This is a genomic window from Sphingomonas sp. ERG5 (assembly GCF_000803065.1).
Lineage (GTDB): Bacteria > Pseudomonadota > Alphaproteobacteria > Sphingomonadales > Sphingomonadaceae > Sphingomonas.
Genome location: NZ_JSXI01000018.1, coordinates 192843 through 218437, shown reverse-complemented (window position 1 = coordinate 218437; position 25595 = coordinate 192843). Strand labels below are relative to the sequence as shown.

General features: G+C 64.5%; 27 protein-coding genes. 13 read left to right on the top strand and 14 right to left on the bottom strand.

Going from position 1 to position 25595, the window contains the following annotated elements; translation table 11 throughout:
- Positions 1 to 105 precede the first annotated feature (105 nt).
- Together OO12_RS06530 and OO12_RS06525 are read left to right on the top strand one after the other, a co-directional pair.
- On the top strand, positions 106 to 2457 hold the full coding sequence (locus OO12_RS06530) for a TonB-dependent receptor (RefSeq protein ID WP_034157828.1): 2352 nt from the start codon (positions 106 to 108) through the stop codon (positions 2455 to 2457).
- Between the two features lie 83 nt (positions 2458 to 2540).
- Positions 2541 to 3812: a spinster family MFS transporter gene (locus OO12_RS06525; protein WP_034157827.1), complete on the top strand. Its 1272-nt coding sequence runs from the start codon at positions 2541 to 2543 to the stop codon at positions 3810 to 3812.
- A 255-nt stretch (positions 3813 to 4067) separates the two neighbouring features.
- Here the strand turns inward: OO12_RS06525 and OO12_RS06520 are convergent, their stop codons facing one another.
- The 8 genes from OO12_RS06520 to hisN all read right to left on the bottom strand — a co-directional run bounded on the left by OO12_RS06520 (position 4068) and on the right by hisN (position 12224).
- Complete coding sequence (locus tag OO12_RS06520) at positions 4068 to 5651, bottom strand: peptide chain release factor 3 (protein WP_034157826.1); 1584 nt, start codon at positions 5649 to 5651, stop codon at positions 4068 to 4070.
- Positions 5652 to 5698: 47 nt separating this feature from the next.
- A complete protein-coding gene (locus OO12_RS06515) occupies positions 5699 to 6580 on the bottom strand; it encodes an aldose 1-epimerase family protein (protein WP_034157825.1) in 882 nt (293 codons plus the stop codon).
- Positions 6581 to 6676: 96 nt separating this feature from the next.
- Positions 6677 to 9040 carry a phenylalanine--tRNA ligase subunit beta gene (gene pheT / locus OO12_RS06510; RefSeq protein ID WP_034157824.1) on the bottom strand — a complete coding sequence of 788 codons (2364 nt, stop codon included), beginning with the start codon at positions 9038 to 9040 and terminating at the stop codon, positions 6677 to 6679.
- Positions 9037 to 10122, bottom strand: a complete 1086-nt coding sequence (gene pheS / locus OO12_RS06505; protein WP_034157823.1) for a phenylalanine--tRNA ligase subunit alpha — start codon at positions 10120 to 10122, stop codon at positions 9037 to 9039. Before pheS ends, pheT begins: the two co-directional genes overlap by 4 nt.
- Positions 10119 to 10616, bottom strand: coding sequence for a GNAT family N-acetyltransferase (locus OO12_RS06500; RefSeq protein ID WP_200887393.1), 498 nt, complete (start codon positions 10614 to 10616; stop codon positions 10119 to 10121). Before OO12_RS06500 ends, pheS begins: the two co-directional genes overlap by 4 nt.
- 75 nt (positions 10617 to 10691) lie before the next feature.
- Positions 10692 to 11057: a 50S ribosomal protein L20 gene (gene rplT / locus OO12_RS06495; RefSeq protein ID WP_034157821.1), complete on the bottom strand. Its 366-nt coding sequence runs from the start codon at positions 11055 to 11057 to the stop codon at positions 10692 to 10694.
- A 17-nt stretch (positions 11058 to 11074) separates the two neighbouring features.
- Positions 11075 to 11278, bottom strand: a complete 204-nt coding sequence (gene rpmI / locus OO12_RS06490) for a 50S ribosomal protein L35 (RefSeq protein ID WP_034157820.1) — start codon at positions 11276 to 11278, stop codon at positions 11075 to 11077.
- Positions 11279 to 11432: 154 nt separating this feature from the next.
- A complete protein-coding gene (gene hisN / locus OO12_RS06485; RefSeq protein WP_034157819.1) occupies positions 11433 to 12224 on the bottom strand; it encodes a histidinol-phosphatase in 792 nt (263 codons plus the stop codon).
- An 85-nt stretch (positions 12225 to 12309) separates the two neighbouring features.
- On the opposite strand from hisN, the gene OO12_RS06480 reads away from it, so the two are divergent.
- The 6 genes from OO12_RS06480 to ung all read left to right on the top strand — a co-directional run bounded on the left by OO12_RS06480 (position 12310) and on the right by ung (position 17134).
- Positions 12310 to 13395 (top strand): phospholipase A, encoded by a 1086-nt coding sequence (locus OO12_RS06480; RefSeq protein WP_034157818.1) that lies wholly within the window; start codon positions 12310 to 12312, stop codon positions 13393 to 13395.
- Positions 13396 to 13553: 158 nt separating this feature from the next.
- Positions 13554 to 14594 (top strand): GGDEF domain-containing protein, encoded by a 1041-nt coding sequence (locus tag OO12_RS06475; protein ID WP_327196004.1) that lies wholly within the window; start codon positions 13554 to 13556, stop codon positions 14592 to 14594.
- A 586-nt stretch (positions 14595 to 15180) separates the two neighbouring features.
- Entirely contained in the window at positions 15181 to 15306 is a 126-nt protein-coding gene (locus tag OO12_RS29270) for a hypothetical protein (protein ID WP_261300299.1), read from the top strand.
- A 12-nt stretch (positions 15307 to 15318) separates the two neighbouring features.
- Complete coding sequence (locus OO12_RS06470; RefSeq protein ID WP_034157816.1) at positions 15319 to 15645, top strand: alkylphosphonate utilization protein; 327 nt, start codon at positions 15319 to 15321, stop codon at positions 15643 to 15645.
- 55 nt (positions 15646 to 15700) lie between these two features.
- Entirely contained in the window at positions 15701 to 16384 is a 684-nt protein-coding gene (locus OO12_RS06465; RefSeq protein ID WP_034157815.1) for an endonuclease III domain-containing protein, read from the top strand.
- A 48-nt stretch (positions 16385 to 16432) separates the two neighbouring features.
- Positions 16433 to 17134, top strand: a complete 702-nt coding sequence (ung, locus tag OO12_RS06460) for a uracil-DNA glycosylase (protein ID WP_034157814.1) — start codon at positions 16433 to 16435, stop codon at positions 17132 to 17134.
- A gap of 2 nt (positions 17135 to 17136) precedes the next feature.
- Here the strand turns inward: ung and OO12_RS06455 are convergent, their stop codons facing one another.
- Positions 17137 to 17616, bottom strand: a complete 480-nt coding sequence (locus tag OO12_RS06455; protein WP_034157813.1) for a hypothetical protein — start codon at positions 17614 to 17616, stop codon at positions 17137 to 17139.
- Between the two features lie 134 nt (positions 17617 to 17750).
- Between OO12_RS06455 and OO12_RS06450 the strand changes: the two genes are divergently transcribed.
- Positions 17751 to 18176 carry a VOC family protein gene (locus tag OO12_RS06450; RefSeq protein WP_034157812.1) on the top strand — a complete coding sequence of 142 codons (426 nt, stop codon included), beginning with the start codon at positions 17751 to 17753 and terminating at the stop codon, positions 18174 to 18176.
- 58 nt (positions 18177 to 18234) lie between these two features.
- Here the strand turns inward: OO12_RS06450 and OO12_RS28880 are convergent, their stop codons facing one another.
- On the bottom strand, positions 18235 to 18393 hold the full coding sequence (locus tag OO12_RS28880; RefSeq protein ID WP_200887392.1) for an NAD-dependent epimerase/dehydratase family protein: 159 nt from the start codon (positions 18391 to 18393) through the stop codon (positions 18235 to 18237).
- Positions 18394 to 18454: 61 nt separating this feature from the next.
- Positions 18455 to 19603, bottom strand: a complete 1149-nt coding sequence (locus OO12_RS06445) for an alpha/beta hydrolase (protein WP_034157811.1) — start codon at positions 19601 to 19603, stop codon at positions 18455 to 18457.
- Between the two features lie 197 nt (positions 19604 to 19800).
- Between OO12_RS06445 and OO12_RS26750 the strand changes: the two genes are divergently transcribed.
- Entirely contained in the window at positions 19801 to 20982 is a 1182-nt protein-coding gene (locus tag OO12_RS26750) for a GGDEF domain-containing protein (protein ID WP_052215592.1), read from the top strand.
- Positions 20983 to 21037: 55 nt separating this feature from the next.
- On the opposite strand, the gene OO12_RS06435 is transcribed toward OO12_RS26750, so the two are convergent.
- Entirely contained in the window at positions 21038 to 21442 is a 405-nt protein-coding gene (locus OO12_RS06435) for a VOC family protein (RefSeq protein WP_034157810.1), read from the bottom strand.
- 203 nt (positions 21443 to 21645) lie between these two features.
- Between OO12_RS06435 and OO12_RS06430 the strand changes: the two genes are divergently transcribed.
- A complete protein-coding gene (locus OO12_RS06430; RefSeq protein ID WP_082006373.1) occupies positions 21646 to 22155 on the top strand; it encodes a GNAT family N-acetyltransferase in 510 nt (169 codons plus the stop codon).
- A gap of 48 nt (positions 22156 to 22203) precedes the next feature.
- Entirely contained in the window at positions 22204 to 22884 is a 681-nt protein-coding gene (locus OO12_RS06425) for a hypothetical protein (protein ID WP_052215591.1), read from the top strand.
- Between the two features lie 33 nt (positions 22885 to 22917).
- On the opposite strand, the gene OO12_RS06420 is transcribed toward OO12_RS06425, so the two are convergent.
- On the bottom strand, positions 22918 to 23562 hold the full coding sequence (locus tag OO12_RS06420; RefSeq protein WP_152616292.1) for a hypothetical protein: 645 nt from the start codon (positions 23560 to 23562) through the stop codon (positions 22918 to 22920).
- A gap of 679 nt (positions 23563 to 24241) precedes the next feature.
- On the opposite strand from OO12_RS06420, the gene OO12_RS06415 reads away from it, so the two are divergent.
- Positions 24242 to 24910 carry a DUF6891 domain-containing protein gene (locus OO12_RS06415; protein WP_034157990.1) on the top strand — a complete coding sequence of 223 codons (669 nt, stop codon included), beginning with the start codon at positions 24242 to 24244 and terminating at the stop codon, positions 24908 to 24910.
- Between the two features lie 84 nt (positions 24911 to 24994).
- Here OO12_RS06415 and OO12_RS06410 read toward each other — a convergent pair whose 3' ends face one another.
- The gene (locus tag OO12_RS06410; protein ID WP_034157809.1) at positions 24995 to 25504 is read right to left on the bottom strand and encodes a 2'-5' RNA ligase family protein; all 510 of its coding nucleotides are present in this window, start codon (positions 25502 to 25504) and stop codon (positions 24995 to 24997) included.
- Positions 25505 to 25595: the final 91 nt, after the last annotated feature.

Genomic DNA, 25595 nt, shown 5'->3' with positions numbered 1-25595 from the left:
CCAAGTTGAAACCTGGTTCATGTTTCAGTATAGCGTCCACGAACGGCGCACAACCCGGATGATACCGGCCGCATCTTGCGAAGCGCATCAGGAGGGGAAGACGACATGTCACGCCATACATCTGCACGAATCCTGCTCAGCGCCGGTGTGGCGCTCGCCGCCTTCGCCGCCATGCCCGCTTTTGCGCAGGCCAGCCAGGCGGCCGATCCGCAGCTTGCCGATGCGCAAGTGTCGGACGAAGAGATCGGGGATATCGTCGTGATCGCCCGCAAGCGCGAAGAACGGCTGGTCGATGTACCGATCGCGGTGAGCGCGATCTCGGCCGAGCAGCTCAGCAAGCTGCAGGCGACCGATCTTGCGGGCATTCAAGGCTCAGTGCCCAACGTCAATCTGGTGCAGGGCCGCGGCACCTCGACCAACGCCAATATCTTCATTCGCGGCATTGGCCAGCCCGATGCGCTGCAGACTTTCGATCCGGCGGTCGGCATCTATGTCGACGGCGTCTATATCAGCCGCATCCAGGGCGCCTTGTTCAACCTGTTCGATGTCGAGCGGATCGAAGTGCTGCGCGGGCCGCAGGGCACGCTCTACGGCAAGAACACGATCGGCGGCGCAGTCAATGTCGTCAGCCGCAAGCCCAGCCTGTCCGACGTGAAGGCAGCGGGCAGCGTCACCTATGGCAGCTATAATCAATGGCTGATCAATGGTTATGCTTCCGCCCCGCTGGTCGGCGACAAGGTCGCGCTCAGCCTCGCGGCCGTCTATGATAAGCGCGACGGGCTGGTCACCGATCCCACCACCGGGCGCAAATATAATGATCGCGACACGCTTGCCGGGCGCGGTATCCTGCGCATCGCGCCGACTGACGGCGTCGAATTCCTGATCAACGCCGACTATACCCGGATGAAGACCGCGCCGACGCTCGGCTATGCCACCGCGCCGCTGATCGCCACCAGCTTCACCGCCGGCACGCGCGTGCTGAGCCCGGCCAATCCGCTCGGACCCTATGATTACAAGGCGCGCACTTCGCTTGCGCCCGGCCAGGGCCAGAACCTCGATCATTGGGGCATATCGCTGACCGCCAATATCGATCTTGGCGGGCCCTTTTCGCTGACCTCGATCTCGGCCTATCGCAAGCTCAAGACCGATGCCTTTATCGATATCGACGCGACGCAGTTCGAGCTTGGCGACGTGTTCGTCGGCGTACGCCAGCATCAGCTGAGCCAGGAGCTGCAGCTCAAATATTCATCCGACCGGCTGAACGGCGTGTTCGGGCTCTATTATCTGTACGAGAAGGTGACATCGCATCAGGAAGCCTATGCCGACGATCTGTTCGAACTGACTCCGGCGACGCACTACACCTTCACGCGCTTCATCGACGACGACCAGCGGCTGAAAAGCTATGCCGCATTCGGTCAGCTGACCTATGATCTGACCGATCGGCTCTCGCTCACCGGCGGCCTGCGCTACACGCGGGAGGAGAAGCAGTATAACCGATTCACCACCACCGCATCGAACCTGGGAGCGCTCAACGGTCTCGTCTTCCGCTTCCCCGACAATCTGCCCGCACCGCTCAACGCGCGCAACGAAGTGACCTTCGGCGCCTGGACGCCGTCCGCGACGCTGTCGTTCAAGCCGACGCGCGATACGCTGCTCTACGCATCCGCATCGCGCGGCTTCAAGTCGGGCGGTTTCAACGGCCGCGTCAACAGCCTGAACGATGTCACCGAAATCGTGAACGGCGTCGCCACGATCCGCCCCTATTTCAAGCCGGAATCGGTGTGGAGCTACGAGGCGGGCGCCAAGGGCAATTTCCTTGGCGGGCGCGTCAGCCTTGCGGCCAATGCCTTCTACACCGACTACAAGGACTTCCAGGCGCGGGTCGGCGCGGGCAACAATACCGGCCTGGGCGGTGCGTTGCCGGTGCTCAACGCGGGCAAGCTGCGTATCTGGGGCATCGAGGCGGAGGCCACGGTCCGGCCGACCACACATTGGACGCTGCGCTCGACCTTTGGCTATCTCAACGCCAAATATCTCGAGTTCAACGATGCGCGCCGCGCGCCGGCCGCCGCCTTCTCTTGCAACCCGACCGGCAAGAAGATCGTGTGCCAGCCGGCTTTTGCCCCGCCGCTGACTTTCTCGGCCTCGACCGATTATGTCGTGCCGCTGGGCAGTGCCGGCACGCTGACCTTCGGCGCCGACGGGCGCTTCGTCGACAAGCATTTCCTCTCGGTCGACAATCGCCCGGGCCTGACCGAACAGGGTTATTGGCTGCTCAACGGCTTCGTCCAATATGATGCGCCGGGCGGCAAATATTATGTCCGTGGCGGCGTCAAGAACCTGACCAAGTCGCTTTACAAAACCGATGGCCAGGAATTCTCCTCCATCGGCAATATCCAGACCGCCTATTATGGCGATCCGCGTACCTGGAGCGTGACCGCCGGCTTCCGTTTCTGAAAGTACGGACCGACACCGACAAAAGAACGCTGGACCGGACGCTCGAAAACCCCGAGCCTCCGGTCCTCTCGTTTCAGGGACAGATGATGCCGACAGCCCCCGCACCTGCCTCCAGCCGCTATCCCGCCCTCGTGCTGGCGATGCTGCTGCTCGTCTACACCTTCAATTTCCTCGACCGGCAGATCCTCGGCATCCTGGTGCAGCCGATCAAGGCCGAGCTCGGGCTGACCGATACGCAAATGGGGCTGCTCGGCGGGCCGGCCTTCGCTCTGCTCTATTCCACTTTGGCCATCCCGCTCGCGCTGATCGCCGACCGTACCAGCCGTTCCTGGGTGATCACCATCAGCCTGACAGTGTGGAGCCTGTTCACCGCCCTGTGCGGCGTGGCGACCAGTTTCTGGCACCTGTTCGCCTTTCGCGTCGGTGTCGGCGTGGGTGAAGCGGGCGGCGTTGCGCCATCCTATGCGCTGATCGCCGATTATTTCCCGCCGGAGCGCCGTGCACGCGCGCTCGGCATCTATTCGATGGGCATTCCAATCGGCCTTGCCGGGGGGACGCTGATCGGCGCGTTCATCGCCGCCTATGTCGACTGGCGCGCGGCCTTCATCGCCGTCGGCATCGCCGGCGTCGTCATCGCCCCGATCTTCCGCCTGGTGGTCAAGGAGCCCAGGCGCGCCGCGCCGGTCGCCGGACGTGCGCCAGTGGGCGCGGTGTTCGCGATTCTCGCGCGCAAGCCGAGCTTCTGGCTGATGGCGTTCGCCGCCTCGATGAGCAGCCTGGCCGGATACGGGCTCGCCTTCTGGGTGCCGTCGCTGCTGATCCGCAGCTATCATTTCGACCTGCAGACCACCGCGCTCTATTTTGCCTCATTGCTGCTCATCGGCGGCGCCAGCGGCGTGTTCCTTGGCGGCGTGCTCGCCGACCGGATGGGGCGCGCCGATCGCGGCGCCTATGCCAAGCTGCCGGCGATCGCCTGGCTGATCACGGCGCCGCTGTTCGTCGCCGGCTTCCTGTCGCCGTCGCCGGTGATCGCCTGGTGCTTCTTCCTCATCCCCAATGCGCTCAACATCCTGTGGCTCGGGCCGATCACGACCGCGGTCCAGCATCTGGTGCCGCCGCATATGCGCGCGACGGCATCGGCCAGCTTCCTGCTGATCAACAATCTGATCGGCCTCGGCGTCGGATCGGTCGCGATCGGCGCATTGTCCGACGTGCTGACCGTGCGTTTCGGGACTGAGGCACTGCGCTATTCGGCGGTGATCGTCGCTTGCTTCTACCTGATCGCGACGGTCCTCGCCTTTGTGGCGGTCAAGCCGCTGCGCAAGGACTGGGTGGACGAGCCAGCGGCGTCTTAGATCATATTAAGCATCTGAAATATAATAAATATATTACCGGCTCAGCAAGACGGCGGTGGGAGAGATATGTTACATATCGGTGTAACATATCTCGCCCTATTTGCCTCTCAAACCGGCAATTGCTCGTCCCACAGCCCTTGTGCCGGCAGCGATTCAACGATCACTCAGGGTCGGGCATAGCATCGCTGCCGGACTTATCCCGGCGCGCTTTTTCTTAGCGTCGAAAACAGGATTGCCGCTGCGCGAACGACCTTCCTAACGTTCGCGCGTCGCGGCGAATTTTACCTTGGGATAGCGGTCCGACACATAGCCCACGTCCCAGGCGGTCTTGGCGAGATAGACCGGATTGCCATCGCGGTCCTTGGCCATCGCGTTGCGATTGACGTCCATGAACGCCTTGAGGTCGGCCGGATTTTCCGCCGAGACCCAGCGCGCGGTGTCGAACGGCGCCATTTCCAGCCCGGCATCGACCTTATATTCCGCCTCGAGCCGGCTGAGTAGCACTTCGAGCTGCAACTGGCCGACCACGCCGATGATCCAGTTCGACCCGATCTCGGGATAGAAGACCTGAGTCACGCCCTCCTCGGCCATGTCGTCCAGGGCCTTGCGCAGCTGCTTGGTCTTGGTCGGGTCCTTCAGCGCGACACGGCGCAGGATTTCGGGCGCGAAATTGGGCAGGCCGGTAAAGCGCACATCGGCGCGCTCGCTCATCGTATCGCCGACCCTGAGCGTGCCATGGTTGGGAATGCCGATGATGTCGCCCGGGAACGCCTCATCGGCGAGTTCGCGATTCTGCGCGAAGAACAGGATCGGCGAATGCACCGCGATTGGCTTGCCATGCCCGGTCGGGGTCAGTTTCATGCCGCGTTTGAAGGTGCCCGAGCACAACCGCATGAACGCGATACGGTCGCGGTGATTGGGGTCCATATTGGCCTGGACCTTGAAGATGAAGCCAGTGACGTCGGCACGGCTTGGCAGAACCGGCGCGGGCTCGGCCGGTTGCGGACGCGGGCCCGGCGCATGCGTGCCGAGCGCGGCGATCAGTTCGGCAACGCCGAAATCCTTCAACGCCGATCCGAAATAGACCGGCGTCTGGTCGCCGGCACGATAGGCTTCGACATCGAACGCGCCATAGCCGCCCATTGCCAGCTCCGCCTCGTCACGCAGCGTCGCGAGGCCGGGCCCGGAAATGGTCTTCGCCAGCGCCGGATCGTCGAGCCCGGTAAACGCGACCGCCTTGCCCATGAATTCACGCGACGGCCCTTCGGGCTGGCTCAGCGTGTTGGCGTGGAGATCGTACACGCCCTCGAAATCGCTGCCCATGCCGACCGGCCAGCTCATCGGCGTGACGTCGAGCGCGAGCATGTCGGCAATCTCGTCGAGCAGCTCGAACGGCGGACGGCCCTCGCGATCGACCTTGTTGACGAAAGTGATGATCGGCACCGAACGCAGCCGGCACACTTCGAACAATTTGCGCGTCTGCGCTTCGATGCCGCGCGCCGCGTCGATCACCATCACCGCGGAATCGACCGCGGTCAGGGTGCGATACGTATCTTCGGAAAAGTCTTCATGGCCCGGCGTATCGAGCAGGTTGAAGGTAAGGCCATCCTTTTCGAAGGTCATCACTGACGAGGTGACCGAAATGCCGCGCTGCTGCTCGATCTTCATCCAGTCGGAGCGGGCGCGCCGGTTCTGCCCGCGCGCCTTCACTTCGCCGGCGAGATGGATCGCGCCACCGAAATAGAGCAATTTCTCGGTCAATGTGGTCTTGCCGGCGTCGGGATGCGAAATAATCGCAAAAGTACGCCGGTCGGAAATATGGTCGAAAGGGGTCGTCATCGCGATCCCCTACCCGCTGGCCCCGCGTGAAGTCGAGAGACGATGATTCAGGACACCAGTGTCACGCGCAGCACGATCTGCCGCTCTTCGCCCGGCGCGAGCTCGAATATGCCCCGCTTGGCGCGGAAATCGCCGGCATAGCCTTCCGGATCGGCGATGCCGTGCCACGGTTCGACACAGACATGATGCGCGCCCGGCTTGGTCCAGATGCCAAGCATCGGCGTATCGGGGAATTCGATGTCGAGCGTCGGGCCGGTCGAACCGCCATAGCTCAACCGCTGCGACCGCACGGGATTCCACACCAGCGCATCATGCTCGAACAGCGCATCGCGCAGGACAAGCGTATCGCCCTCGACCGGCGACGGCCGCTCCTCGGTCGCGATGAAGCCGCCCTCGGTGATCTGCTTCAACTGTCCTGGCTCGTCCCGCTCGAACCGGATGCGGTGATCGGCACGGTCCACGCCATAGGGCAACGGCCAGGCAAAGGCGGGGTGCCAACCAAAGCTGGCGGGCATCGCCACATCGCCCGTATTGCCGATCCGCGCGGTCATGGTCAGCACCGTCCCAGTCAGCACGAAATCGAGTTCGAGCAGAAAGTGGAACGGATAATTATCCTGTGTCTCGCTGCTGTCGACCAGCCGGAAGGTTGCCCGCGACGCTTCCTGTCGAACCACGGCAAACTCGGTGCGCCGCGCGAAACCGTGTTTGGGCATCGGGTATTCGATACCATCGAGCCGGATGACATCGTCGCTCACCCGCCCGACGATCGGGAACAGGATCGGCGCTCGCCCGGTCCAGAACGCCGGATCGGCATCAGTCATCAGGTCGCGCCCTTCGGCATCGCGCAGCCAGGTCAGTTCCGCGCCATAGGGATCGATCGCGGCGGAGAGGCCGTCGCTGGCGATTTGAACAAGTGTGGTTTCAGCCATACTCCACACCTTATCCGTTCGCGTCGAGCGAAGTCGAGCAGCCAGTCCCCGCTATCCGTGTCTCGACGTCGCTCGACACGAACGGAAACTGACGGCTCACCCTCGCAGGACCCCTCCAAGCTTCGCCGACGCCGCGACGACCTTGTCGGCGACCGCCTTCAACTCCTCATCGGTGAAGCTCTTCGCGCTCGGCTGCAGCGTGATTTCGACCGCCAGGCTCTTCTTGCCGTCCTCGACGCCGGCGCCGGTGAAGACGTCGAACAGCCGCGCCGCGGTGATCGCTGCCTTGTCGGCGCCCTTCACGGCACGGACCAGCGCATCGGCGGCAAGATCGGCCGGGACGAGGAAAGCGAAATCGCGCGTCACGGCCTGCAGCGCAGGCGGTGCATAGGCCGGGCGCATGAAGCCGGTCGCGCGCTTCGGCGGGATCGCGTCGAGATACAGTTCCACCCCGGCGACCGCACCGTCGAGGTCGAAGGCCTTGAGTACGATCGGATGAACCATGCCGAACGCGGCCAGCACCGTTTTCGGCCCGAGCCGAAGCGTGCCGGACTGGCCGGGATGCCAGGCATCGCCTGCCTCTCCGAAGACCTGCAGATTGTCGACCGGGGCACCCGCCGCGACGAGTAGTGCCAGCGCCTCGGCCTTGGCATCGAACGCGTCGAAACCGGCTGCCTTGCCACCACGCCAGCCGCGGGGACGCGCATTGCCGGCGAGGATCACGCCCAAGGTCGGCCGCTCGGCATCGGCAAGGTAGCGCCGCCCGACCTCGAACAGGCGCACGCTCTGCTGCCCGCGCTTGAGGTTACGCGCCGTCGCCGACAACAGTCCGGCAAGCAGGGTCGGCCGCATCACCTTCAGGTCTTCGCTGATCGGATTGGCCAGGCTCCATCTGCCACCACCGAACGGCGCGGCCTCGGCTTCGGACAGGAAGCTCCACGTTACCGCTTCATCGAGGCCACGCGCGGCGGCGGCACGACGGACGCGGCGCTCGAGCTTCTGCTCGGGCGTGGCGGTCGGCTTGGCCACGCCGGGCAGGCGCTCCAGTGGGGTCGAGGGAACATTGTCGATACCCTCGATGCGGATCACTTCCTCGACCAGGTCGGGATAGCCCTCCACATCGCGACGCCAGCTCGGCACGCCGACCTGCCAGTCGGGCGAGACGGTGAAGCCGAGGCTTTCGAGGATCGCCTTTTGCCGATCAGGTGCGACCGCAAGACCGCCAAGCGTTTCCGCGCGCGCCGGATCATAGGCGATGCTCCGCGCCTCGACCGGCGGCGTGCCGGCACGCGTCACCTGGCTTGCGGTCCCGCCGCAAATCTCGGTGATCAGCCGCGCGGCAATGGCGATGCCGTCATCGAGGAACGCCGGATCGACGCCGCGCTCGAAGCGCTGCCGCGCATCGCTGGTCAGGCCGAGCTTCTGCCCGGTGCGGGCGATATGGTCGGGATCGAAATAGGCGCATTCGATCAGCACGTCGGTCGTGGTGTCCGACGCGCCCGAATGTTCGCCGCCCATGATGCCGCCAATATCATGCACCTGCGCCTCATCGGCGATCACCGTCATGGTCGCGTCGAGCGTATAGGTCTTGCCGTTGAGCGCCAGCACCTGCTCGCCGTCACGCGCCTTGCGCGCCACCAGTCTGCCGGTCAGCGTGGCGCGGTCATAGACGTGCAGCGGCCGGCCGAGATCGAACATCACATAATTGGTGATGTCGACCAGAGCCGAGATCGGCTTCTGTCCGATCGCCTTCAATCGCGCCTGCATCCAGGCCGGCGCCGCGCCATTGGTCACGCCCGACACCGATTGACCGAAGAATGCGGGGCAGGCTTCGGGATCGTCGGTGCCGACCTGCGGTCCTTCGCCGGTGCCGGTCACTGCATCGACCTTCAATGGCTTGAGCGTGCCCAGGCCCGCCGCCGCAAGATCGCGGGCAATGCCGCGCACGCCCATGCAATCCTGCTTGTTAGGCGTGACGCTGACATCGATCACCGGATCGTTGAGCCCGGCATAATCGGGATAGGGCGTGCCGACCGGCGCATCGGCCGGCAGCTCGATGATCCCGTCATGATCGTCGCCCAATTCCAGCTCCCGCGTCGAGCACATCATGCCGTTCGACACCACGCCGCGAATCTCCGCGACCTTCAGCGTAATGTCGCTGCCCGGCACATAGGCGCCGGGGGCGCCGAACACGCCGACCAGTCCTTCGCGCGCATTGGGCGCACCGCACACCACCTGCATCGGGCCGTCACCGGCATCGACCGACAGCACCTGGAGCTTGTCGGCCTGCGGATGACGCTCGGCGCTCAGCACTTTTGCGACCTTGAATGCGGCGAGTTTCTCGCCCGGATTCTCCACGCCTTCGACTTCAAGGCCGACACGCGTCAGCGCCTCGACGATCGCGTCGAGCGAGGCATTGGTGTCGAGATGCTCGTGCAACCAGGTCAGGGTGAACTTCATGCGCCGACTCCCCCGCTCAGCGTGGGTACGTCCAGCGCCGAGAATCCATAATGCTTCAACCAGCGCGCATCGCCGTCGAAAAAGGCGCGCAGATCGTCCATGCCGTATTTGAGCATCGCCAGCCGGTCGATACCGCAGCCGAACGCAAAGCCCTGCCACTGGTCAGGATCATAGCCGCCGGCGGCGATCACCTTGCGGTGGACCATGCCGCTGCCCAGCACTTCCATCCAGCCGTCCGAACCGCCGATCACGCGCTTGCCATTGACCAGGCTGTAACCGACATCGACCTCCGCCGAGGGTTCGGTGAAGGGGAAGTAGCTCGGGCGCAGCCGCAGCACGACGTCATCGCGTTCGAAAAAGGCACGCAGGAAAGTCTCCAGCGTCCATTTGAGATGGCCGAGCGTGATGCCCTTGTCGATCACCAGTCCTTCGATCTGATGGAACATCGGCGTGTGCGTGGCGTCGCTGTCCGAGCGATAGGTGCGGCCGGGTGCAATGATGCGGATCGGCTTGTCGCCGCCCGCCGCCTGCATCGCGCGGATCTGCACCGGTGAGGTATGCGTGCGCAGGAGCATCTTTTTCTCCCCCTCGCCGCCCTCGGGGAAATAGAAGGTGTCGTGCATCGCCCGCGCCGGATGCGTTTCTGGAATGTTGAGCGCGCTGAAATTATACCAGTCGTCCTCGATCTCCGGACCCGTCGCGACCGCGAAACCGAGATCGGCGAAGATTTCCGCCAGCTCGTCCATCACCTGGCTGACCGGATGGATCGTGCCCGCCGGCAGCACATCGGCCGGCAAGGTCATGTCGATCGTCTCGCGCGCCAGCCGCGCGTCGAGCTCGGCGCGTTCGAGCAGCGCCTTGCGCTCGGCCAAAGCGGTGGTCACCGCCTCGCGCAGCCCCTGGATTCGCGGGCCCTGCACCAGCCGCTCATCGGGCGACATGCCGCCCAGCGTCTTGAGCAGAGCCGTGACCGAGCCCTGCTTGCCAAGCGCGCTGACGCGCACTGATTCGAGGCCATCCAGGCCATCGGCAACCTGAATCGCGGCCAATAGGTCGCCCTGCATCTGGTCGAGATCGGTCATACTGGTCTTCCGTTGCTGGTCAGGTCGATCGCCCAGGTGATGAGCGCGCCGTCTTCGGGATCGTCACGCGTGCCGGTTCGAACGAAGCCGTTCTTGTCGAGCACGCGCTGCGATCCCGGATTGTCCACGCTGGTCTCGGCGGTCAAGCCGGAATGGCCATCGGCACGCAGCAGCGGCAGCAATGCCGCGATCGCGCGCGTCATCACGCCGCGCCCTTCGCGTGTCGGGGCGATACCATAGCCGATTTCATAACGACCATCGGCCGCCTGTCTGGTGAAGCTGGCCATGCCGACCACTTCGTCGCCATCGGCGATCATCCACGCCACCGGCCGATCGGTGGTGGCGACGACTCGCCGGGTCACGTCGCGCATCAGCGCCGTCACCTCGACCGGGCCGATGCCGCCTTCGCACTGAGTCAGCGCATGAGGGCGAATCGGCGTTTCGCCCAGCAGCCAGGCGAAATCAGCGTCGGTCATGGCGTGAAGTGTGATCATGAACCTCGAATTCCAACGAAAAGGGCGCGGGAAGCATAGCCTCCCGCGCCCCAAATTCGGTCGCTACAGGTCGCCTCAGGCGGCCTGGGGCAGAGCCGCCTTCGCCTGAGCGATGATGGCGCTAAACGCCGCACCTTCGTGCATCGCGATGTCGGCCAGGACCTTGCGGTCGAGATCGACGCCAGCGAGCTTCAGGCCGTGCATGAACGTGCCATAGGTCAGGCCTTCGACGCGGACGGCCGCGTTGATGCGCTGAATCCACAGGGCGCGGAACGAACGCTTCTTAACCTTGCGGTCGCGATAGGCGTATTGTCCGGCCTTTTCGACGGCCTGACGGGCGATACGGATCGTGTTCTTGCGACGGCCGTAAAAGCCCTTCGCCTGTTCAAGTACCCGCTTGTGCTTGGCGTGGGTGGTTACACCCCGTTTGACGCGTGCCATTCTCTAATTCCTTCCGCTCAACCGAGACCGTAAGGCGCCCAGGCCTTAACCGTTGCCGTATCGGCCTTGGACAGCACCTTGGTGCCGCGATTCTGGCGGATATATTTGCCGTTGTGATGCAGCAGGCGGTGACGCTTGCCGGCAACGCCGTGCTTCAACAAACCAGTAGCAGTGAGCTTGAAGCGCTTTTTGACGCCGCTCTTCGTCTTGAGTTTGGGCATTTTCGTCTCCTTATAAACGCGACGATTTATGAACAGCCACGGCAGCCCATACCGGCCGGGCAGTTCCTCTTACTCGCGAAAGGCGGGCGCATACCGGGGAGTCGTCGCAAATGCAACCATCAGGAAGATTCATTTCCCCGGCGAGCGACATCACCTAGCCATGCTCATGCCCCCGGCACCCCAGCGCTTCGAGAATTTCCTCGACCCGGGCCGGATCGCCCTCCGCGATCACCTCGCCGATGCTGTCGGCGGTCAGCGGGTCGCCCGACCAGTCGCACATCCGCCCGCCCGCCCCCTCGACGATCGGCACCAGCGCGGCGAAGTCGTGCAGCTTCAACCCCGCCTCGACCACCACATCGAGCCAGCCGCTGGCGACACCGCCATAATTATAACAGTCGCCGCCCAGCACCGTGCTCATCACCCCGGCTTCGAGATGCTCGAAAGCATGGAGCTGGCCATCGTCGAACAAGGCGGGCGACGTGGTCGCCAGCAAAGCCTGGGCAAGATCGGGACAACGCCGCGTCCGGGCCGGCTGGCCGTTGAACAGGGTTGGCCGCCCAACCACCCCAAGCCAGCGCTCCTTGAGGATCGGCTGGTCGAGCACACCCATCACCGGCCAGCCATCGACGACCAGGGCGATCAGCGTGCCGAAGATCGGCCGGCCGGAAATGAACGCGCGCGTCCCGTCGATCGGATCGAGCACCCAGGCGCGGCCGCTGGTGCCTTCCCGCACGCCATATTCCTCACCGATGATCGCATCGTCGGGATAGGCGGCTTCGATCAGCGCGCGCATCGCGCGTTCGGCGGCGCGATCGGCCAGCGTGACCGGCGAGGCATCGGCCTTCGCCTCCAGGCCGTGAGGCTCACGGAAATAGGGACGGATCGCCGCGCCCGCCGCATCGGCGAGACGGTCGGCAAAGGCAATATCGGATGGAGAGACGCGCATTGCCTTCGCCTAGCTTTCCCGGCCGCAGATCGCCAGCCGCTAATCGAGACTCGCTTCCGTAACAAACGGCTGGCATCACGCCGCGATGCATAGCCTTGCCATCGCTCCCGTTCTGGCGCTGCTGGTCGTCGCCACGCCAGCCGCGGCCCAGCTTCGCCCGCTGGTCGAGCCACCCGCCACCGCCGACGCAGCCCGGGAGGGAGTCGAGGTCTTCCTGCTCAACGAAGGCAATATCGCTCTGCCCGCCGCCGGCCCCGGCACCATCGAAACCGTGGCGAAGGACGGCGCCAAGCTGCGCCTCGTCGCCGCGCCCGATGGGCAGGCGATGGTGCCGCCGGGCGGCTTCGCACGAATGCACTACCGCCTTGCCGCGGTTCAGATGACGGCCCGGACGCCCACTCAGCTGGTCATCGCGAACGACGCCCCACCGATACAAGCCACAGCACCGTCAAAGCCGCCGGTAGAAGAGCTGTCGCGCAGTTCCAACGGCACCGCGACCGCGCTTGCTGGCCGGATCAGCCCCTATGAACCGACCTATGGCGTCTATGGCCCCGGCGCTGCCGGCGCCAAGATGCAGTTCAGCGCCGCGATCCGGCTGCTCGGCGACGCGGACGGCTTGCGCCTGAAGGGCGCTTATACCCAGACGATGTTCTGGGCGCTCGACCGACCATCGGGGCCGATCCGTCCGACGACCTATAGTCCCGAGCTGTTCGCCGAATTGCCGATCGGCCGGTCGGCGATCATTGCCGCTGGCTATCGCCATGATTCGAACGGCGAGGCCGGCGGCCAGTCGATCGACGTCAACCGCATCTTCATTCGCGCGACCAGGACTTTCGACCTGGGCAATGACTGGCGCTTCGAACTGACGCCGCAAGCGTGGTTTTACGCCAGTCGCGTCGGGCGCGGCACCGATCTCGACCGTTATTGGGGCTATACCTCGCTCAGCGCTTCGATCGCGCAAGCCGACGGATTGAAGATCGCGGGCACCGTGCGCGGCAATCCGGGCACGGGCAAGGGCTCCGGCGAGCTGTTCATATCCTATCCGTTGACCAGGGTCGGTCCGGTCGGGCTGTATTTCTTCGGCCAGGCCTTTACCGGTTACGGCGAAGCATTGAGTCGGTTCGACAGCAGCGATAGCCACGCGCGGATCGGCATCGCCTTCACCCGTTGATAACAGCGGGCGACGAAGTCGTTACGGTCGGTCATCGGTTATTAGCAGTTCGACCTTATCACCTTTGTCGGAAGGGGAAGTCGTGCCGTGCTCGGTGAGCGGAGGCCGCGGTGGCAAGGGATGAAGAGGCGGCTATGACGGGCGCGAGTGCACAGCGGGTGGCAGACACCGATGAGACGTCGGCTCAGCTCTTCTGCCGCATCGGTGAATTCCTGCGCGACAACCACCTCAGTCCCGACCCGCTTCACTATGCCTTTGCCTATCGTGTTCTTACCGATACTCACGGCCCCCTGGCCCGGGCGGTCGCCCATCTGACGGATGGCGGCGTGTGCCTGTCACGGCGCGACATCGAAAATCTCGGCGGAGAAATCGGCGCGCTCGCGCCGCCGACTCCGACCGAGCAGATGGTCCGCGCCAGGAGCGACGGGCTGGTCGCCCAGACCCAGATGCAGGTCGAGGGCTTTACCGACATGGTGCTGGCGATGCGCGCCGAGACCGAAGGCTTTGGCCGCGACCTCGCCGCCAGCGCGGATGCGATCCTGCACAGCCATGACAAGCTGGCGCACGACACGCTCGGGTCGGAAACATTGGACGTCGATGAGGTCGTGCGCATCACCACGCGGATGCTGGACCGGGTGCGCACAGCCGAAACCCGGCTCGAAGCGGCGACGCACGAAGCGACCGAACTCCGCGCCCGGCTGGAAGAAGCGCGTGACAATGCGCGGCGCGACCCGCTGACCGACCTGCCCAATCGCCGCGCCTTTGAAGAAGCCTATGCCGCACAGGTCGCAACCGGCATCCCGGTCTGCGTCGCGGTCTGCGACATCGACCATTTCAAACGGGTCAACGACCGGTTCGGCCATATGATCGGCGACCGGGTGCTGAAGGCGATCGGCGAAGCCTTGCGCCTGGGTTGCGAAGGGCATCTTGTCGCGCGCTATGGCGGCGAGGAGTTCGCCGTCCTGTTCACGGGCATCCCGCGGGACGTCGCCATGGCGATGCTGGAGAATACTCGCGAAACCGTCGCGGGCAAACGCTACCGCCTGCGCGAATCGGACGAGCCGCTGGGTGCCGTCACTTTCTCCGCGGGATTGACCGGCGCGGCGGCGGACGAACAGTTCGGGACGGTGTTCGCGCGCGCGGATGCACTGCTTTATGCCGCAAAACATGCGGGCCGGAACCGGGGCAAAATTGGCTGAACCCGATCAGCGCCAAATATTGGCAAAAAATACTGCGTAAATTGGCAATCCCTGAGCATTTGCGCCGCAATAAAATTACTTATTGCGTAAATACAATGAGTTATAAAACTGGCACGCTCCGTGCAATCCCCTTGGCATCGGCAACCGGATGGTCCGGATCGCCGAAAATCAGGGAGTGAATACCATGTCCATCCGTTTCGAATCCGCCCAGCGCGTTGCCTTCTCGCTCGTCGCATCACTCTTCGTTGCCGCCGTGATGATCAGCGCAGCAGTTCCCGTCCTTCCGGTCGCCTGACCCGAAGGTTCCTCGACCCGGACACAGACAATGACTCGCAGCATCTTTATCGGCCTCGCTTCCTTTGCGATGACCGTCCTCATGATCCTCAGCCAGCATGCCGCCAACGGCGCGAGCATGATCGGCTGAACCCCAGGCCCGGCAGGGCGCGACCGCGATAACGCCGCGCCCGATCCGGCCCCCGAATTGCCGGCGGATCTTATCCGCCCTTCCATCCGAAGCTTTTATGCCGGACTTCGGCTTTTCGTGTAGAACGGCCCCAGGGGCGCCTCGCCCTTCAGGAGAGCCGTCATGGCCAAGAGCCAGAAGAAATCGAACAAGGAAGTCCGCAAACCCAAGGCGGAAAAGGTCAAGACGATCGCCGCCAACAGCTCGACCAAGGGCAAGGCGGTCGAAATCACGACCCTTAAAAGCTGATCGCCGCCCTTCATGCCGGAGAATGACGACGCATTCGTCTATGACGAGGTGAGCGGCGAATGGATCAGCGCGGCTGATGCGAACGCCAAAGCCGGCGCCAAAGCCGGCGCCGAGGGCGCCGCCGCGATCGAGGTGCGCGATTCGGTCGGCAATCTGCTCGCCGATGGCGATCAGGTCACGCTGATCAAGGACCTCACGGTCAAGGGCGCAGGCCAGACGCTGAAGCGCGGCACACTGATCAAGTCGATCCGGCTGACCGGGGATCCCCAGGAAATCGATTGCCGTTATGAAGGCATCAAAGGCCTCGTCCTGCGCGCGGAGTTCGTGAAGAAGCGCTAGCGACGCGCGCCGGTTGGCGCTTGCCTTTGTTCCTATTTTGTTCTATACGCCGGACATGCAGTCGCTGTTCGACTTCACGACGCGGGATATCGGGCGGTGGCGCGACCGCCTGATGCCGATGCTGGCCGAGATCGAGCCTTTGCCGCGCCGCAAGCCGATCGGCCAGCTGGTCAAATCGCTGATCAGCGGGCGGACGCGCGACCCCGTCTCGCTCTCCGCCTATCATAGCCTTCGTGCCCGCTTCGGTTCGGCGCGCGGCATTGCCAGGGCGGATCCGCGGATGGTGACGCAGGCGATCGCCGAGGTGACTTTCGCCCGGGAAAAAGCCGAATGGCTGGTCACTGCGCTGCGGATGGTCGGGCGCGAGCGGCCGGACTTCTGCCTCGACTTTCTCGGCGAACCGCCGCTCGACACGGCGCTTGCCTGGCTTGAGCGGCTGCCCGGCGTTGGGCGCAAGGTCGCCGCGGCGACGCTCAACGCCAGCACGCTGCGCCGGCCGGTGCTGATCGTCGATGGCCATGTGCTTCGCGTCCTCATCCGGCTCGGTTTCGTGACCGCGCGGAGCGACGCGCGCACCGCCAGCGAAGCCGTCACGGCGGCGATGCCCGATTGGGACGCCGATGACTTTCTGACCCTCCACATGCTGCTCAAGCGGCTGGGCCAGATCGCCTGCCGTCCCGACGCCCCGATCTGCGGCGCGTGCCCTTTGCGGCGCGATTGCCCATCGGCGCACAATTGACAGCAGGCGCGCTCCCCCGGCACTGCATGGTGCGAAGGAGGAACGCCGATGTCCGACATCAAGCTGCATCCCGGCTGGCTCGAACCGCTGCGCGCCGAGTTCGACAGCCCGTACATGCAGGCGTTGAAGAGTTTCCTGGTCGCCGAGAAGGCGGCGGGCACCCGCATCTTCCCGCGCGGCGACGAATGGTTTCGCGCGCTCGACCTGACCCCGCCAGAGGCGGTGCGCGTGGTGATCCTCGGCCAGGATCCCTATCATGGCGAGGGCCAGGCGCATGGCCTGTGCTTTTCGGTCAAGCCGGGCGTCCGGCCCCCGCCCTCGCTGGTCAATATCTACAAGGAGTTGGCGGCCGACCTCGACATCCCGCCAGCGCGACATGGCTTTCTCGAACATTGGGCGCAGCAGGGCGTGCTGCTGCTCAATTCGGTGCTGACGGTGCGGATGGGCGCCGCCGCCTCACATCAGGGGCGCGGCTGGGAGAAGTTCACCGATGCGGTGATCCGGCTGGTCAATGCGCAGGAAGCACCGACGGTGTTCATGCTATGGGGCTCCTATGCCCAGAAAAAGGCCGCGTTCGTCGACAGCGTCGAGCGCGGTGGGCGGCATCTGGTGCTGAAAGCGGTCCATCCCTCGCCGCTATCGGCTTATGGCGGGTTCTTCGGGTGCCGGCATTTTTCCCAGGCGAACGCATTCCTGGAGGCGCATGGCCGCACCCCGATCGACTGGGCTCTTCCCGCCCTACCGGCCTGAGCTCAGACCGGGCGGCGTATCGCGCGCCAGCCGGCCCAGACAAAGACGATCAGCGCCAGGCCCTGTGCGATGGCGAAGGGCGGCTCGGTCTGGCTGGGAGCGAAAGCATTGAGGAACGGGATCTTCTGGAACATCTGCACGATGAGCACGAAGACGTTGAAGTAGAGCGCGATCACCGCCGTTGCGGCATAGATCGCCCGCCAGATGCCGGCGCGCTTGAAGACGCAGAGCGCGACCAGCGCCACCGCGAGCACCACCAACGAGATCGCGCCGACGATATGCGGCGGCGCGATCGCCGCGATCGGGAACATGAAACCGGTCACGCTCGTCAGGATGGTCATGACAAGAAACACCAGGTTCCAGCGCGCCAGCCAGCACCCGCGCAGCAGCGCGACGAGGAAGACCAGCCCGGCCGCGATGCCGATCAGGCTGATGATCGTATGAAGTTGCGTGAACGCCGATATCGAAAGGCCCAGAATCATCTGCCGTCTCCCCCGAGAAGCGGGAGCATAGGCCCGTCAGGTCGTTTCGCAAATGTTATGAATCGAGCTGAGGCAATGTCGCGCTGGCGGCGGGAGATTCAGGCGATGAGCGGCGGCAAGGAGAGGAAAGCAGGATGACACACGTTAATCGCGGCGGATTTCATCATGTCGACCTGAATGTCAGCGACCTGGCGGCGGCCAAGGCTGTCTATGGTCCGGTGCTGGAGTTCCTCGGCTATGTTCAGGTAAAGGATTCGGACGGATATGAATGGGATCTGCAGGCCGATGGTCGTGGCGCGTCGCTGGGCCTCAAGCCGTGCGATCCGGCGCTGACCGGAAATCGCCATCAACGCCATGCCCCCGGACTGCATCATCTGGCGTGGCGAGCCAATAGCCGTGCCGATGTCGACGCGCTGCATGACCTGCTCGTCGCGAACGGCATCAAGGTGCTCGATCCGCCGGCGCATTATCCGCAATATTCCGGCGACTATTATGCGGTGTTCTTCGAAGATCCGGACGGCATGAAGCTGGAGGTCGTCCACGCGCCGGGCTGGATTTGAGACAATATTTGCACGACCAAGCGAAAGAAATTGCCCTGAACGGAAGAGACTTGCCCAATTAGCGCGCGCTTCGCCAATCCTGTTCACCACGCGGCCTGTTCAGCGCGGCGCCCTTGTCCTTGTCATGCGTGACGATCGTGACCGCTTCGCCTCGCGCCAGCAGCGCCTTGGCCGCCGCCGAGCCGACATGGCCTGTTCCGCCGAGAATGATATACATCGAAACGCTCCCGCGGTTGACCGGACCACTAGAAACGCCCCTTTCCCGAACCGGGTTCCGGCTATTGGCCGGGCCGCAATATCCCTTCATCGGCCAGCATGCGGGCAAAGGTCTGGTCGGCGACATAGCCCTCGAACTTGTGCTTCAGCCGTGGCGGGTCGGTATAATATTGCCGCATCAGACCATAACCCTCGTCATTGATCGCGCGCCCGATCTCCGGATCGAGGCCGAAATTGGTCGGGTTGAGCCGCGAAGCGAGGCCGAAGAATTTCCGCAGCACCGGGTCGCCGGTGTTGATGGTGTAGCGGAAGCTCTTCACATCCGGGAGCGGGCGAAGCGTGCGGCAACCCTGGCCCTGGTCGACCCGGTCCTGTTCGCTCACGTCGCAGAAATCGATCCGCCCGACCGCGGCGGCCATCAGCAGGATGTGGAGACGATTGTGGCGACCGGCCTCGGGCGGTTTGGGCGACAGCAAATCCTTGTACGCATTCCCCCAGGGCTCGATCGCCTGATAGGTCTTGTCGCGGAAGGTCTTGGCATAGATCGGATTGCCCAGTGCCGAGAGGATGACCGACGCGCCGCGGCTGTGCGAGATCAGGTAGATTTCCTTGTCCTGGAACTGGTCGAGCACGCGGCGCAAGCCACGCGATCCGGCAAGCTGGCTATAGCCGACCGCATTGAACCAGATCTTGGCGCCGAAAATGCCTTTGGCGGTCAGCCCGTCCCAATAGAAGCGCAGCACCCCGTCATCGGGGCGCAGGTCGAGCTTGGCCTTGATCGCGTCGAACGGCGGATCGGCCTGTGCAACGGTGTTGTTGTAACCATGGATGAGGATGAAGATGCGCTTCTTGGCGCTGCCGAAATCGCGGAGCTCGCGCAGCTGCCGCTGCTCGTCGGCTTCGATATGCGCGCGGAAGGCCGGGCCGTCCTGCACATCGCCCTTGGCTTCGCGATAGGTTTCGGCAAGCAGGCTTTGCGCTTTCCAGCGGCGCGGTCCGTGCCAGGTGGCGCAGGGCTGGGTGCGCGATCCGAACCAGGTGCACCAGTCATCGGGATAGAAGCTGCCATTGGGATCGACGAACACTTCCGCTTCGGCCGCGACCTTGGTCCCGCCATTGGCGTAGATGAAGTGCTGCGCGACGGGAAAGGCATGGCCGTAACAGCCACTCAGCGCCAATGCCGCCACCAGGATCAGCCAGAGGCGACCCATGCTTGTCCCACGCTGCATATACTGCCCTTTCCGGCCCGCTGAGGCCCCTAGCGCCAATGCCCGGACATGCCAAATGCACCGGGCCAAATACACTGGGCCAAATGCGCGGGCCAAGTGCACGGGCCAATCGGTTTTACCGCTTGTTTACCACGCCGCCCGATAGTCGCGTCCATTGGGCCGGGACAGGAGGGGGAAGGATGCGATCGACGCCGTTTACCCCCCGCCTGCCGGCATGGGTCGGCCAATGGGCCAGCCGCTGCTCGCCGGCGCCGCCGCCCGAGGTGACCGACAGCCTGGTCGCGTTCCAGTTCACCAGCATTCACCGGCAAATCCCGACGCTGCACCTCGCCGCGCTGATCAACATCGTGCTGGTGGACTATGTGTTGTGGCATCAACATGTCCCGCTGCGCTATTATGGCTGGACCGCCGCGGTGGCGCTGTTCAGCCTGTGCCGCATGGTGATGTGGCATCGCCGCCGCGCGGCGGGGACCGATCCGGCCGCGCTGATCCGGTTCCTGCGCGGCACCAACATCGCCGCGACCGGATCGGTCGCGCTGGTCAGTCTGTTCAGCGCGGTCAGCTATGCCAGTGGCGGGCTCGACTTTCCGCTGCTCATCCCGATTTCGCTCGCGCTCGGCACGTTCAGCATCGCGCATTGCCTCGCCCCACTGCGCTTCGCGTCGATCGCGGCGCTGCTGGTCGGGATCGTGCCGACCGCCGCGGTGATGTTCGCCTCGGGCGATTTCATGGCGATGGTGCTGGCGGTGAGCATGACCAGCGTCGCCTTGCTCAAGATCGGTTTCCTGCGCGATTATCACCGCCAGATGATCGCGATGCTGGCGCTGCATCACCGGGTCGAGACGCTGGCCAATGCCGATACGCTGACTGGCCTCGCCAACCGGCGCGCGGCCTGCGAAGCGATCGAGACCGCGCTGGCGCACGCCGAGACACGCGGCGAGAGCGTGACCGTGGCGCTGGTCGATCTCGATGGGTTCAAGGGCATCAACGATACGCATGGCCATCATGTCGGCGACGCGCTGCTCAGGATCGTCGGCGAACGGCTGACCGCTCATGCCGGGCCGTGCGCTCTGGTCGGGCGGCTGGGCGGCGACGAATTCGTGCTGATGCTGCGCGAGGAACCGGGCGGCCTGTCAGTCGATGCGCGGCTGACCTGGGTGATCGCACGATTGTGCCAGCCGGCGCGGATCGAGGAGCTGACCCTGCCCGTCTCGGGCAGCCTTGGCTTCGCCTCGTCGCCGGCGGACGGACGCGATCTCGACACGTTGCTGCGCGCGGCGGACGAGGCGCTTTATGCGGCAAAGCGCAGCGGCAAGGGGCGTGCCCTGGGGCAGGAAGCGGTGCGGCGACAGGCGGCCTGACAGGGCCTGTCATGGCCCATGATGCCGGCCCCGACTCAGTCGCGAGACACGCCGGTCAGCGGTCGTCGGCGAACTGCACCAGATCCCAGAGCGTGCCGTAGAGATCCCTGAACACCGCGACGGTGCCGTAATCATAAGTGGCAGGCGGACGAACCCATTCCACCCCGGCCGCACTGAACGCGGCATGGTCGCGGGCGAAATCGTCAGTGGCGAGGAACAGGAAGACGCGGCCGCCGGCCTGGTTGCCGATGAACGCCTCCTGTTCCGGCGTGGCGGCACGGGCGAGCAGGATGGTGGTGGCCCCCGCCGCCGTGCCGGGCGGGCGGATGGTGACCCAGCGCTTGTCCTGTGCGGGCTGATAGCTGTCCTCGACCAGCGTGAAGCCGAGTTTTCCGACATAGAAGGCGAGCGCTTCGTCATAATCGCGAACGACCAGCGAGATATGGGCGATATGGGCCATGTGGGTTCCTTGAGCGCGCCACCCTTCAAGCCGGGATGGTCGGTTTGGGCAAGAATGTTCTGTTCGCGCGGAAACGACCGGACGGCATCTCCCCGCGCAAGGCCTTTCGAACCTTGCCCGGTGGATATAGGGCCGCGGAATGAAGGCCGGCGCGGATGCCGGGGTTCGGCATCGCGGTCGTACGCGTGCGGAAGGAGAGATGAATGAGCAACACGGAGATTGTCATTCGGCCCTATCGCGATGCGGATTGGGACGCGGTGCGCGCCATCTATCTCGAGGTCGTGGGGCGCGGTGATACCTATACCCATGCCATGCCCGAGTCGGACGACGACATCCGGGCGATGTGGCTGAACCCGCCGCGCGGCATCGTGGCGGTCGCGCTGAGCGACGGCGCGATTGCCGGCATGGTGAAGATCGGCGCCAACCAGCCCGGCCATGGCGATCATGTCGCCACGGCCGGTTTCATGGTCGGCGGCGGGCAGCGCGGCAAGGGCCTGGGCAGGATATTGGGGTCATGGGCGATCGACTGGGCGCGCCAGGCCGGGTTCCGATCGATGCAGTTCAACGCCGTCGTCGCAAGCAATGTCGCGGCGGTCCATCTGTGGCAGGAGCTCGGCTTCCGGATCATCGGCACGGTCGAGGAAGGTTTTCGGCATCCGGACCTGGGCTTTGTCGACTTGCTGATCATGCAGCGCCGCCTGAATCCCGAATAGCCGGCACGGCGGGCGATCCGATTGATCCTCCCTGCGGTGGAGACACAGATGAGTGTAGTTTCGGCGATCTTCTATTTCCTCAGCCAGCATCCCTTTCTGGCCTTGCCGCTCTATCCGCTGTTCGCGCTGGCGATCGGCGCGCTGCTGGCCAGGATCACCGGCTGGGGCGGGTGGCTGTTCCTCGGCGTGCCCGGGCTGGTGATGGCGGCGGTCAGCCCGTTCTTCGGATCGGCGGTGAATGCGATGGTCGTCAATGCCGCCGGGGTCACGGGCAGCGCGGTGATCGTCCATGCCGAGGAAACCAGCTCGACGCTGAACGACAGCCCGATCTGGTATTATGAGGCCGTGGTGCGGACCGCGAACGGGCATGATGTCGAGACCAGCTTCGACACCATGTCGGCATCGATCTATCCGTGGCGCAACCAGATCCTGATCCCGCCCCAGGGCGAGCGGTTCGTGGTGAAATATATCCCCGGCTTTCCGCGCAACATCGCGATCATGGTCGATCAGTCGCCTTATGGCCGCAAGCGCCGGATCGCCGAGGATCGCGAGCCGGTCGAGACGGCGGCGGCGAAGCTGGCGGCAGCGCCGAGGAATGTCGGATTTCGCGAGGATTACCGAAAAGCGCTGAGCGTTTTCATCGCGCAGCATGGAGCGGATGCCGATCCCGGCTTGCTGATGGAATATCGCACGCGGCTGGCCGGGTTGGGCGAGAAGCCGGCGCGATAGCCGACAGGCCGACGCCCGGCCGATATCCGCCGGTCAGCGGCGGATATCGTAGACCACGCCGTCGTCACGCATGCGTTTCAGATTCGCCAGCGGGAATATGGCATGTTCGGGCGCGTAATAATCAGCCTGCGCCGCCTTGCCGCTGGAGATGTCGCGATCGACGCCACGCCAGTCGTTATAATAGAGGTTGGCCACCGCCATTTCGACCGAGCCGCCCTTCACGCCGGTCACGCGCATCGCGCTCCTCATCACCCGGGCCTCGGGCTTGTCCGTCATCTTCGCCAGATCGACTTCGTAGATGTCGCCGACATGCGGCGCCAGGACATAGCCGCTGTCCGCCACATTGTCGGCCGCGGCGGCGATCGTGCCCATCGCGACGACGCTGCCGATCGCGCCCAGGCCGATCGTCCAGCCGCGCCGGTCCCAGAACGGGATGGCGGCACGTTCTTCCTTCACATCATGGTCGTCATCGCCGGCGAGATATTCCGAACCGCAATTGCCGCACAGAAGATACGGCGTGCGGTCGGTCACCCAGCGGAACAGCCAATAAACATGGCGCACGCGATAGGCGACCATCCTGGTAAAAGGCCCGTCGTGATTGCACCGGTCGCAATGCCGGTCGCCTGCCGGGCCGACATCGGCCACCGCACCCTTGGATCCCCAGGAAATAAAGAACATGCCGAGCCCCCTCTGCACCGCGCTGCTGTCTGTCGCCGCGGCTTCGCCTGCATGGCAGACGAAGCCGGCGCGGACAATCCGGTGTTTCGAGCGCCGGCTGCGCATGGCGGAACCGGCACGCCGGTCTTGCGGGTGCCGACGTGGCCGGCACGAACAGGCGGCGGGTTATTGCGATACTCGTCATGTCAAAGAGCGGGGCGGTGACAAATGCGCTGTCCGGACCCGGTGTAGCGATGGGGCGGACCGTGTTGAATCGATGGGATCGGTGCGTTCCGATGCGCCCGCGCCGCCACGTCAAACTCCCGTCGCTGCGGGAGATGCTGCGGGAGTTTCGGGGGAAAATGCTTTTTTGAGGGTTCTGCGGGAGTCTGCGGGAAAAGCTGCGGGAGTTTTGATGGATCCGCACGGGAGTTTTTCCGGGTGCTTGCGGGAATAACGGGAAATGGCGGAAATCATGCTCTGCTCGATTCAAATGGTCGGTCGAATGGGCTTAGTGGCGTGCAGAATGCGCACCGGAGAGCAGGTATGACGACAATGAAGCGCGATCTGAATCGATGATGATGCGTCGGGGCCGGAAATGGGTGAGCGGCGGGCGCATCCCGGACACGGATCACGCGACGGCATGGCCAATATGCCGGGTCTTTTGCTACGCTGTGCGGGCCATATCGGGAGGACCAAGGTGAAATCGCTGCTCAGTCGTCTGTTCGGGTCCGGGGCCGCCATGGACGAGCCCAGTGCTCCCTCCAGCGCTCCTAGTGCGTCCGACACACGCGAGGAAATACTCGAAGGGCTGCGCGGTCATATCGACCGGGATGTCGCCAGCGGCTTTTACGACGAAGACGAGATATTGAAGAACGGCGTGGCCGCGTTCGACGGCGAGCTGGAGAGCGCGGACTTGCGCAGGGAGGCGCAAGCGCATCTCAAACGCGCGCTGGCCGTCCATGCCGCGGATCAGAAGAACTGGCCCGCCCATACCGATTGCGACCGGCTGGACGCGGCGTTCGAGGAGCTCGAGGCGGAGGGCGTGATTTCGCGGCAGAATTTCTCCTGTTGCGGGACTTGCGGATCGTCCGAAATCTGGGACGAGATCGCGGCGGTCGAGAAAGGCGGCAGCGCGGCGCGCGGCTATGCCTTTTACCATATGCAGGACACCGAATCCGCGGCTGAGGGGGATGGGCTGTATCTCAATTACGGCGCCTGCACGGAGGGCGAAGAAGCGGCGCTGGCGATCGGGCAGGAGATTGTGAGCCGGCTGGAGGAGCATGGGCTTTCGACCGATTGGGACGGTCGCTGGGAAACGCGGATCAGGGTCGATCTGGACTGGAAGCGGCGGCGCGGGTTGATGTGAGGCACCTAGCGTGTCGCCATATCCGACATGAATGATGCGGGGGTCGTTCCGCGGACGACAATCGCGATGCGGGCCAGATGGGCATCAGTCGGCACCCCCAAGTCGCCAGCGGCCATGTTCGACATGTGTGGTCTGGCCGACAATGCTCTCGACCAGCAGGATTTCCTCCACCGTCCAACCGATCGGCGCGATCTTCTGGCTGCCGAGCCGGTCGCCGTGATAGTTGATCGTCACATGCGGTTCGGGCGTGGTGCCGAGCATCATCGGGGCTTTGCGTTCGAGGAGATGACGGACCAACGCCGCCTGGAATGCGCGGGCCTCGGCCAGCGGCGCGCGGGTGCGCAGCGTGACGGCTTTCCGGTTCTCGATCCGGTCGAAGGCAAGCGGGAAGGCCGGAGCGTCGACGCTGTCGAGCGCGGCGATCACCGCGGGGAGCCAGTCGGGCGGGGCGTAATGGAGGTCGAACAGCGATACCAGGGTGACGTGGAGCAGGCCCGCGCCGCGGCCGGGATCGTTGCGGGCGAGCGCGGTGATCTGCGCCTGCGCATCAGGCGGCGGCTTGGCCATGATGTAGAGCGGGTTACGGGCGCGCATGGGTGAAGTGTAGCAGATGACGGTGTTGTGGGGGAGCTGCGGTTGCCGGGCGCTGCCGACCGGTGGGTTTCGGTGATTTGGCGAATTGTCA

Bases quoted from the DNA above. Each gene is read 5' to 3' on its own strand.
- OO12_RS26750 (WP_052215592.1), top strand. From the start codon at position 19,801: ATGCGATCGACGCCGTTTACCCCCCGCCTGCCGGCATGGGTCGGCCAA.
- rplT (WP_034157821.1), bottom strand. From the start codon at position 11,057: ATGGCACGCGTCAAACGGGGTGTAACCACCCACGCCAAGCACAAGCGG.
- OO12_RS06465 (WP_034157815.1), top strand. From the start codon at position 15,701: ATGCAGTCGCTGTTCGACTTCACGACGCGGGATATCGGGCGGTGGCGC.
- OO12_RS06515 (WP_034157825.1), bottom strand. From the start codon at position 6,580: ATGGCTGAAACCACACTTGTTCAAATCGCCAGCGACGGCCTCTCCGCC.
- OO12_RS29270 (WP_261300299.1), top strand. From the start codon at position 15,181: ATGGCCAAGAGCCAGAAGAAATCGAACAAGGAAGTCCGCAAACCCAAG.
- OO12_RS06450 (WP_034157812.1), top strand. From the start codon at position 17,751: ATGACACACGTTAATCGCGGCGGATTTCATCATGTCGACCTGAATGTC.
- OO12_RS06500 (WP_200887393.1), bottom strand. From the start codon at position 10,616: ATGATCACACTTCACGCCATGACCGACGCTGATTTCGCCTGGCTGCTG.
- hisN (WP_034157819.1), bottom strand. From the start codon at position 12,224: ATGCGCGTCTCTCCATCCGATATTGCCTTTGCCGACCGTCTCGCCGAT.
- OO12_RS06445 (WP_034157811.1), bottom strand. From the start codon at position 19,603: ATGGGTCGCCTCTGGCTGATCCTGGTGGCGGCATTGGCGCTGAGTGGC.
- OO12_RS06470 (WP_034157816.1), top strand. From the start codon at position 15,319: ATGCCGGAGAATGACGACGCATTCGTCTATGACGAGGTGAGCGGCGAA.
- OO12_RS06420 (WP_152616292.1), bottom strand. From the start codon at position 23,562: ATGTTCTTTATTTCCTGGGGATCCAAGGGTGCGGTGGCCGATGTCGGC.
- OO12_RS06410 (WP_034157809.1), bottom strand. From the start codon at position 25,504: ATGCGCGCCCGTAACCCGCTCTACATCATGGCCAAGCCGCCGCCTGAT.
- OO12_RS28880 (WP_200887392.1), bottom strand. From the start codon at position 18,393: ATGTATATCATTCTCGGCGGAACAGGCCATGTCGGCTCGGCGGCGGCC.
- OO12_RS06520 (WP_034157826.1), bottom strand. From the start codon at position 5,651: ATGACGACCCCTTTCGACCATATTTCCGACCGGCGTACTTTTGCGATT.
- ung (WP_034157814.1), top strand. From the start codon at position 16,433: ATGTCCGACATCAAGCTGCATCCCGGCTGGCTCGAACCGCTGCGCGCC.
- OO12_RS06525 (WP_034157827.1), top strand. From the start codon at position 2,541: ATGATGCCGACAGCCCCCGCACCTGCCTCCAGCCGCTATCCCGCCCTC.
- OO12_RS06530 (WP_034157828.1), top strand. From the start codon at position 106: ATGTCACGCCATACATCTGCACGAATCCTGCTCAGCGCCGGTGTGGCG.
- rpmI (WP_034157820.1), bottom strand. From the start codon at position 11,278: ATGCCCAAACTCAAGACGAAGAGCGGCGTCAAAAAGCGCTTCAAGCTC.
- pheT (WP_034157824.1), bottom strand. From the start codon at position 9,040: ATGAAGTTCACCCTGACCTGGTTGCACGAGCATCTCGACACCAATGCC.
- OO12_RS06435 (WP_034157810.1), bottom strand. From the start codon at position 21,442: ATGGCCCATATCGCCCATATCTCGCTGGTCGTTCGCGATTATGACGAA.
- OO12_RS06455 (WP_034157813.1), bottom strand. From the start codon at position 17,616: ATGATTCTGGGCCTTTCGATATCGGCGTTCACGCAACTTCATACGATC.
- OO12_RS06480 (WP_034157818.1), top strand. From the start codon at position 12,310: ATGCATAGCCTTGCCATCGCTCCCGTTCTGGCGCTGCTGGTCGTCGCC.
- pheS (WP_034157823.1), bottom strand. From the start codon at position 10,122: ATGACCGATCTCGACCAGATGCAGGGCGACCTATTGGCCGCGATTCAG.
- OO12_RS06425 (WP_052215591.1), top strand. From the start codon at position 22,204: ATGAGTGTAGTTTCGGCGATCTTCTATTTCCTCAGCCAGCATCCCTTT.
- OO12_RS06430 (WP_082006373.1), top strand. From the start codon at position 21,646: ATGAGCAACACGGAGATTGTCATTCGGCCCTATCGCGATGCGGATTGG.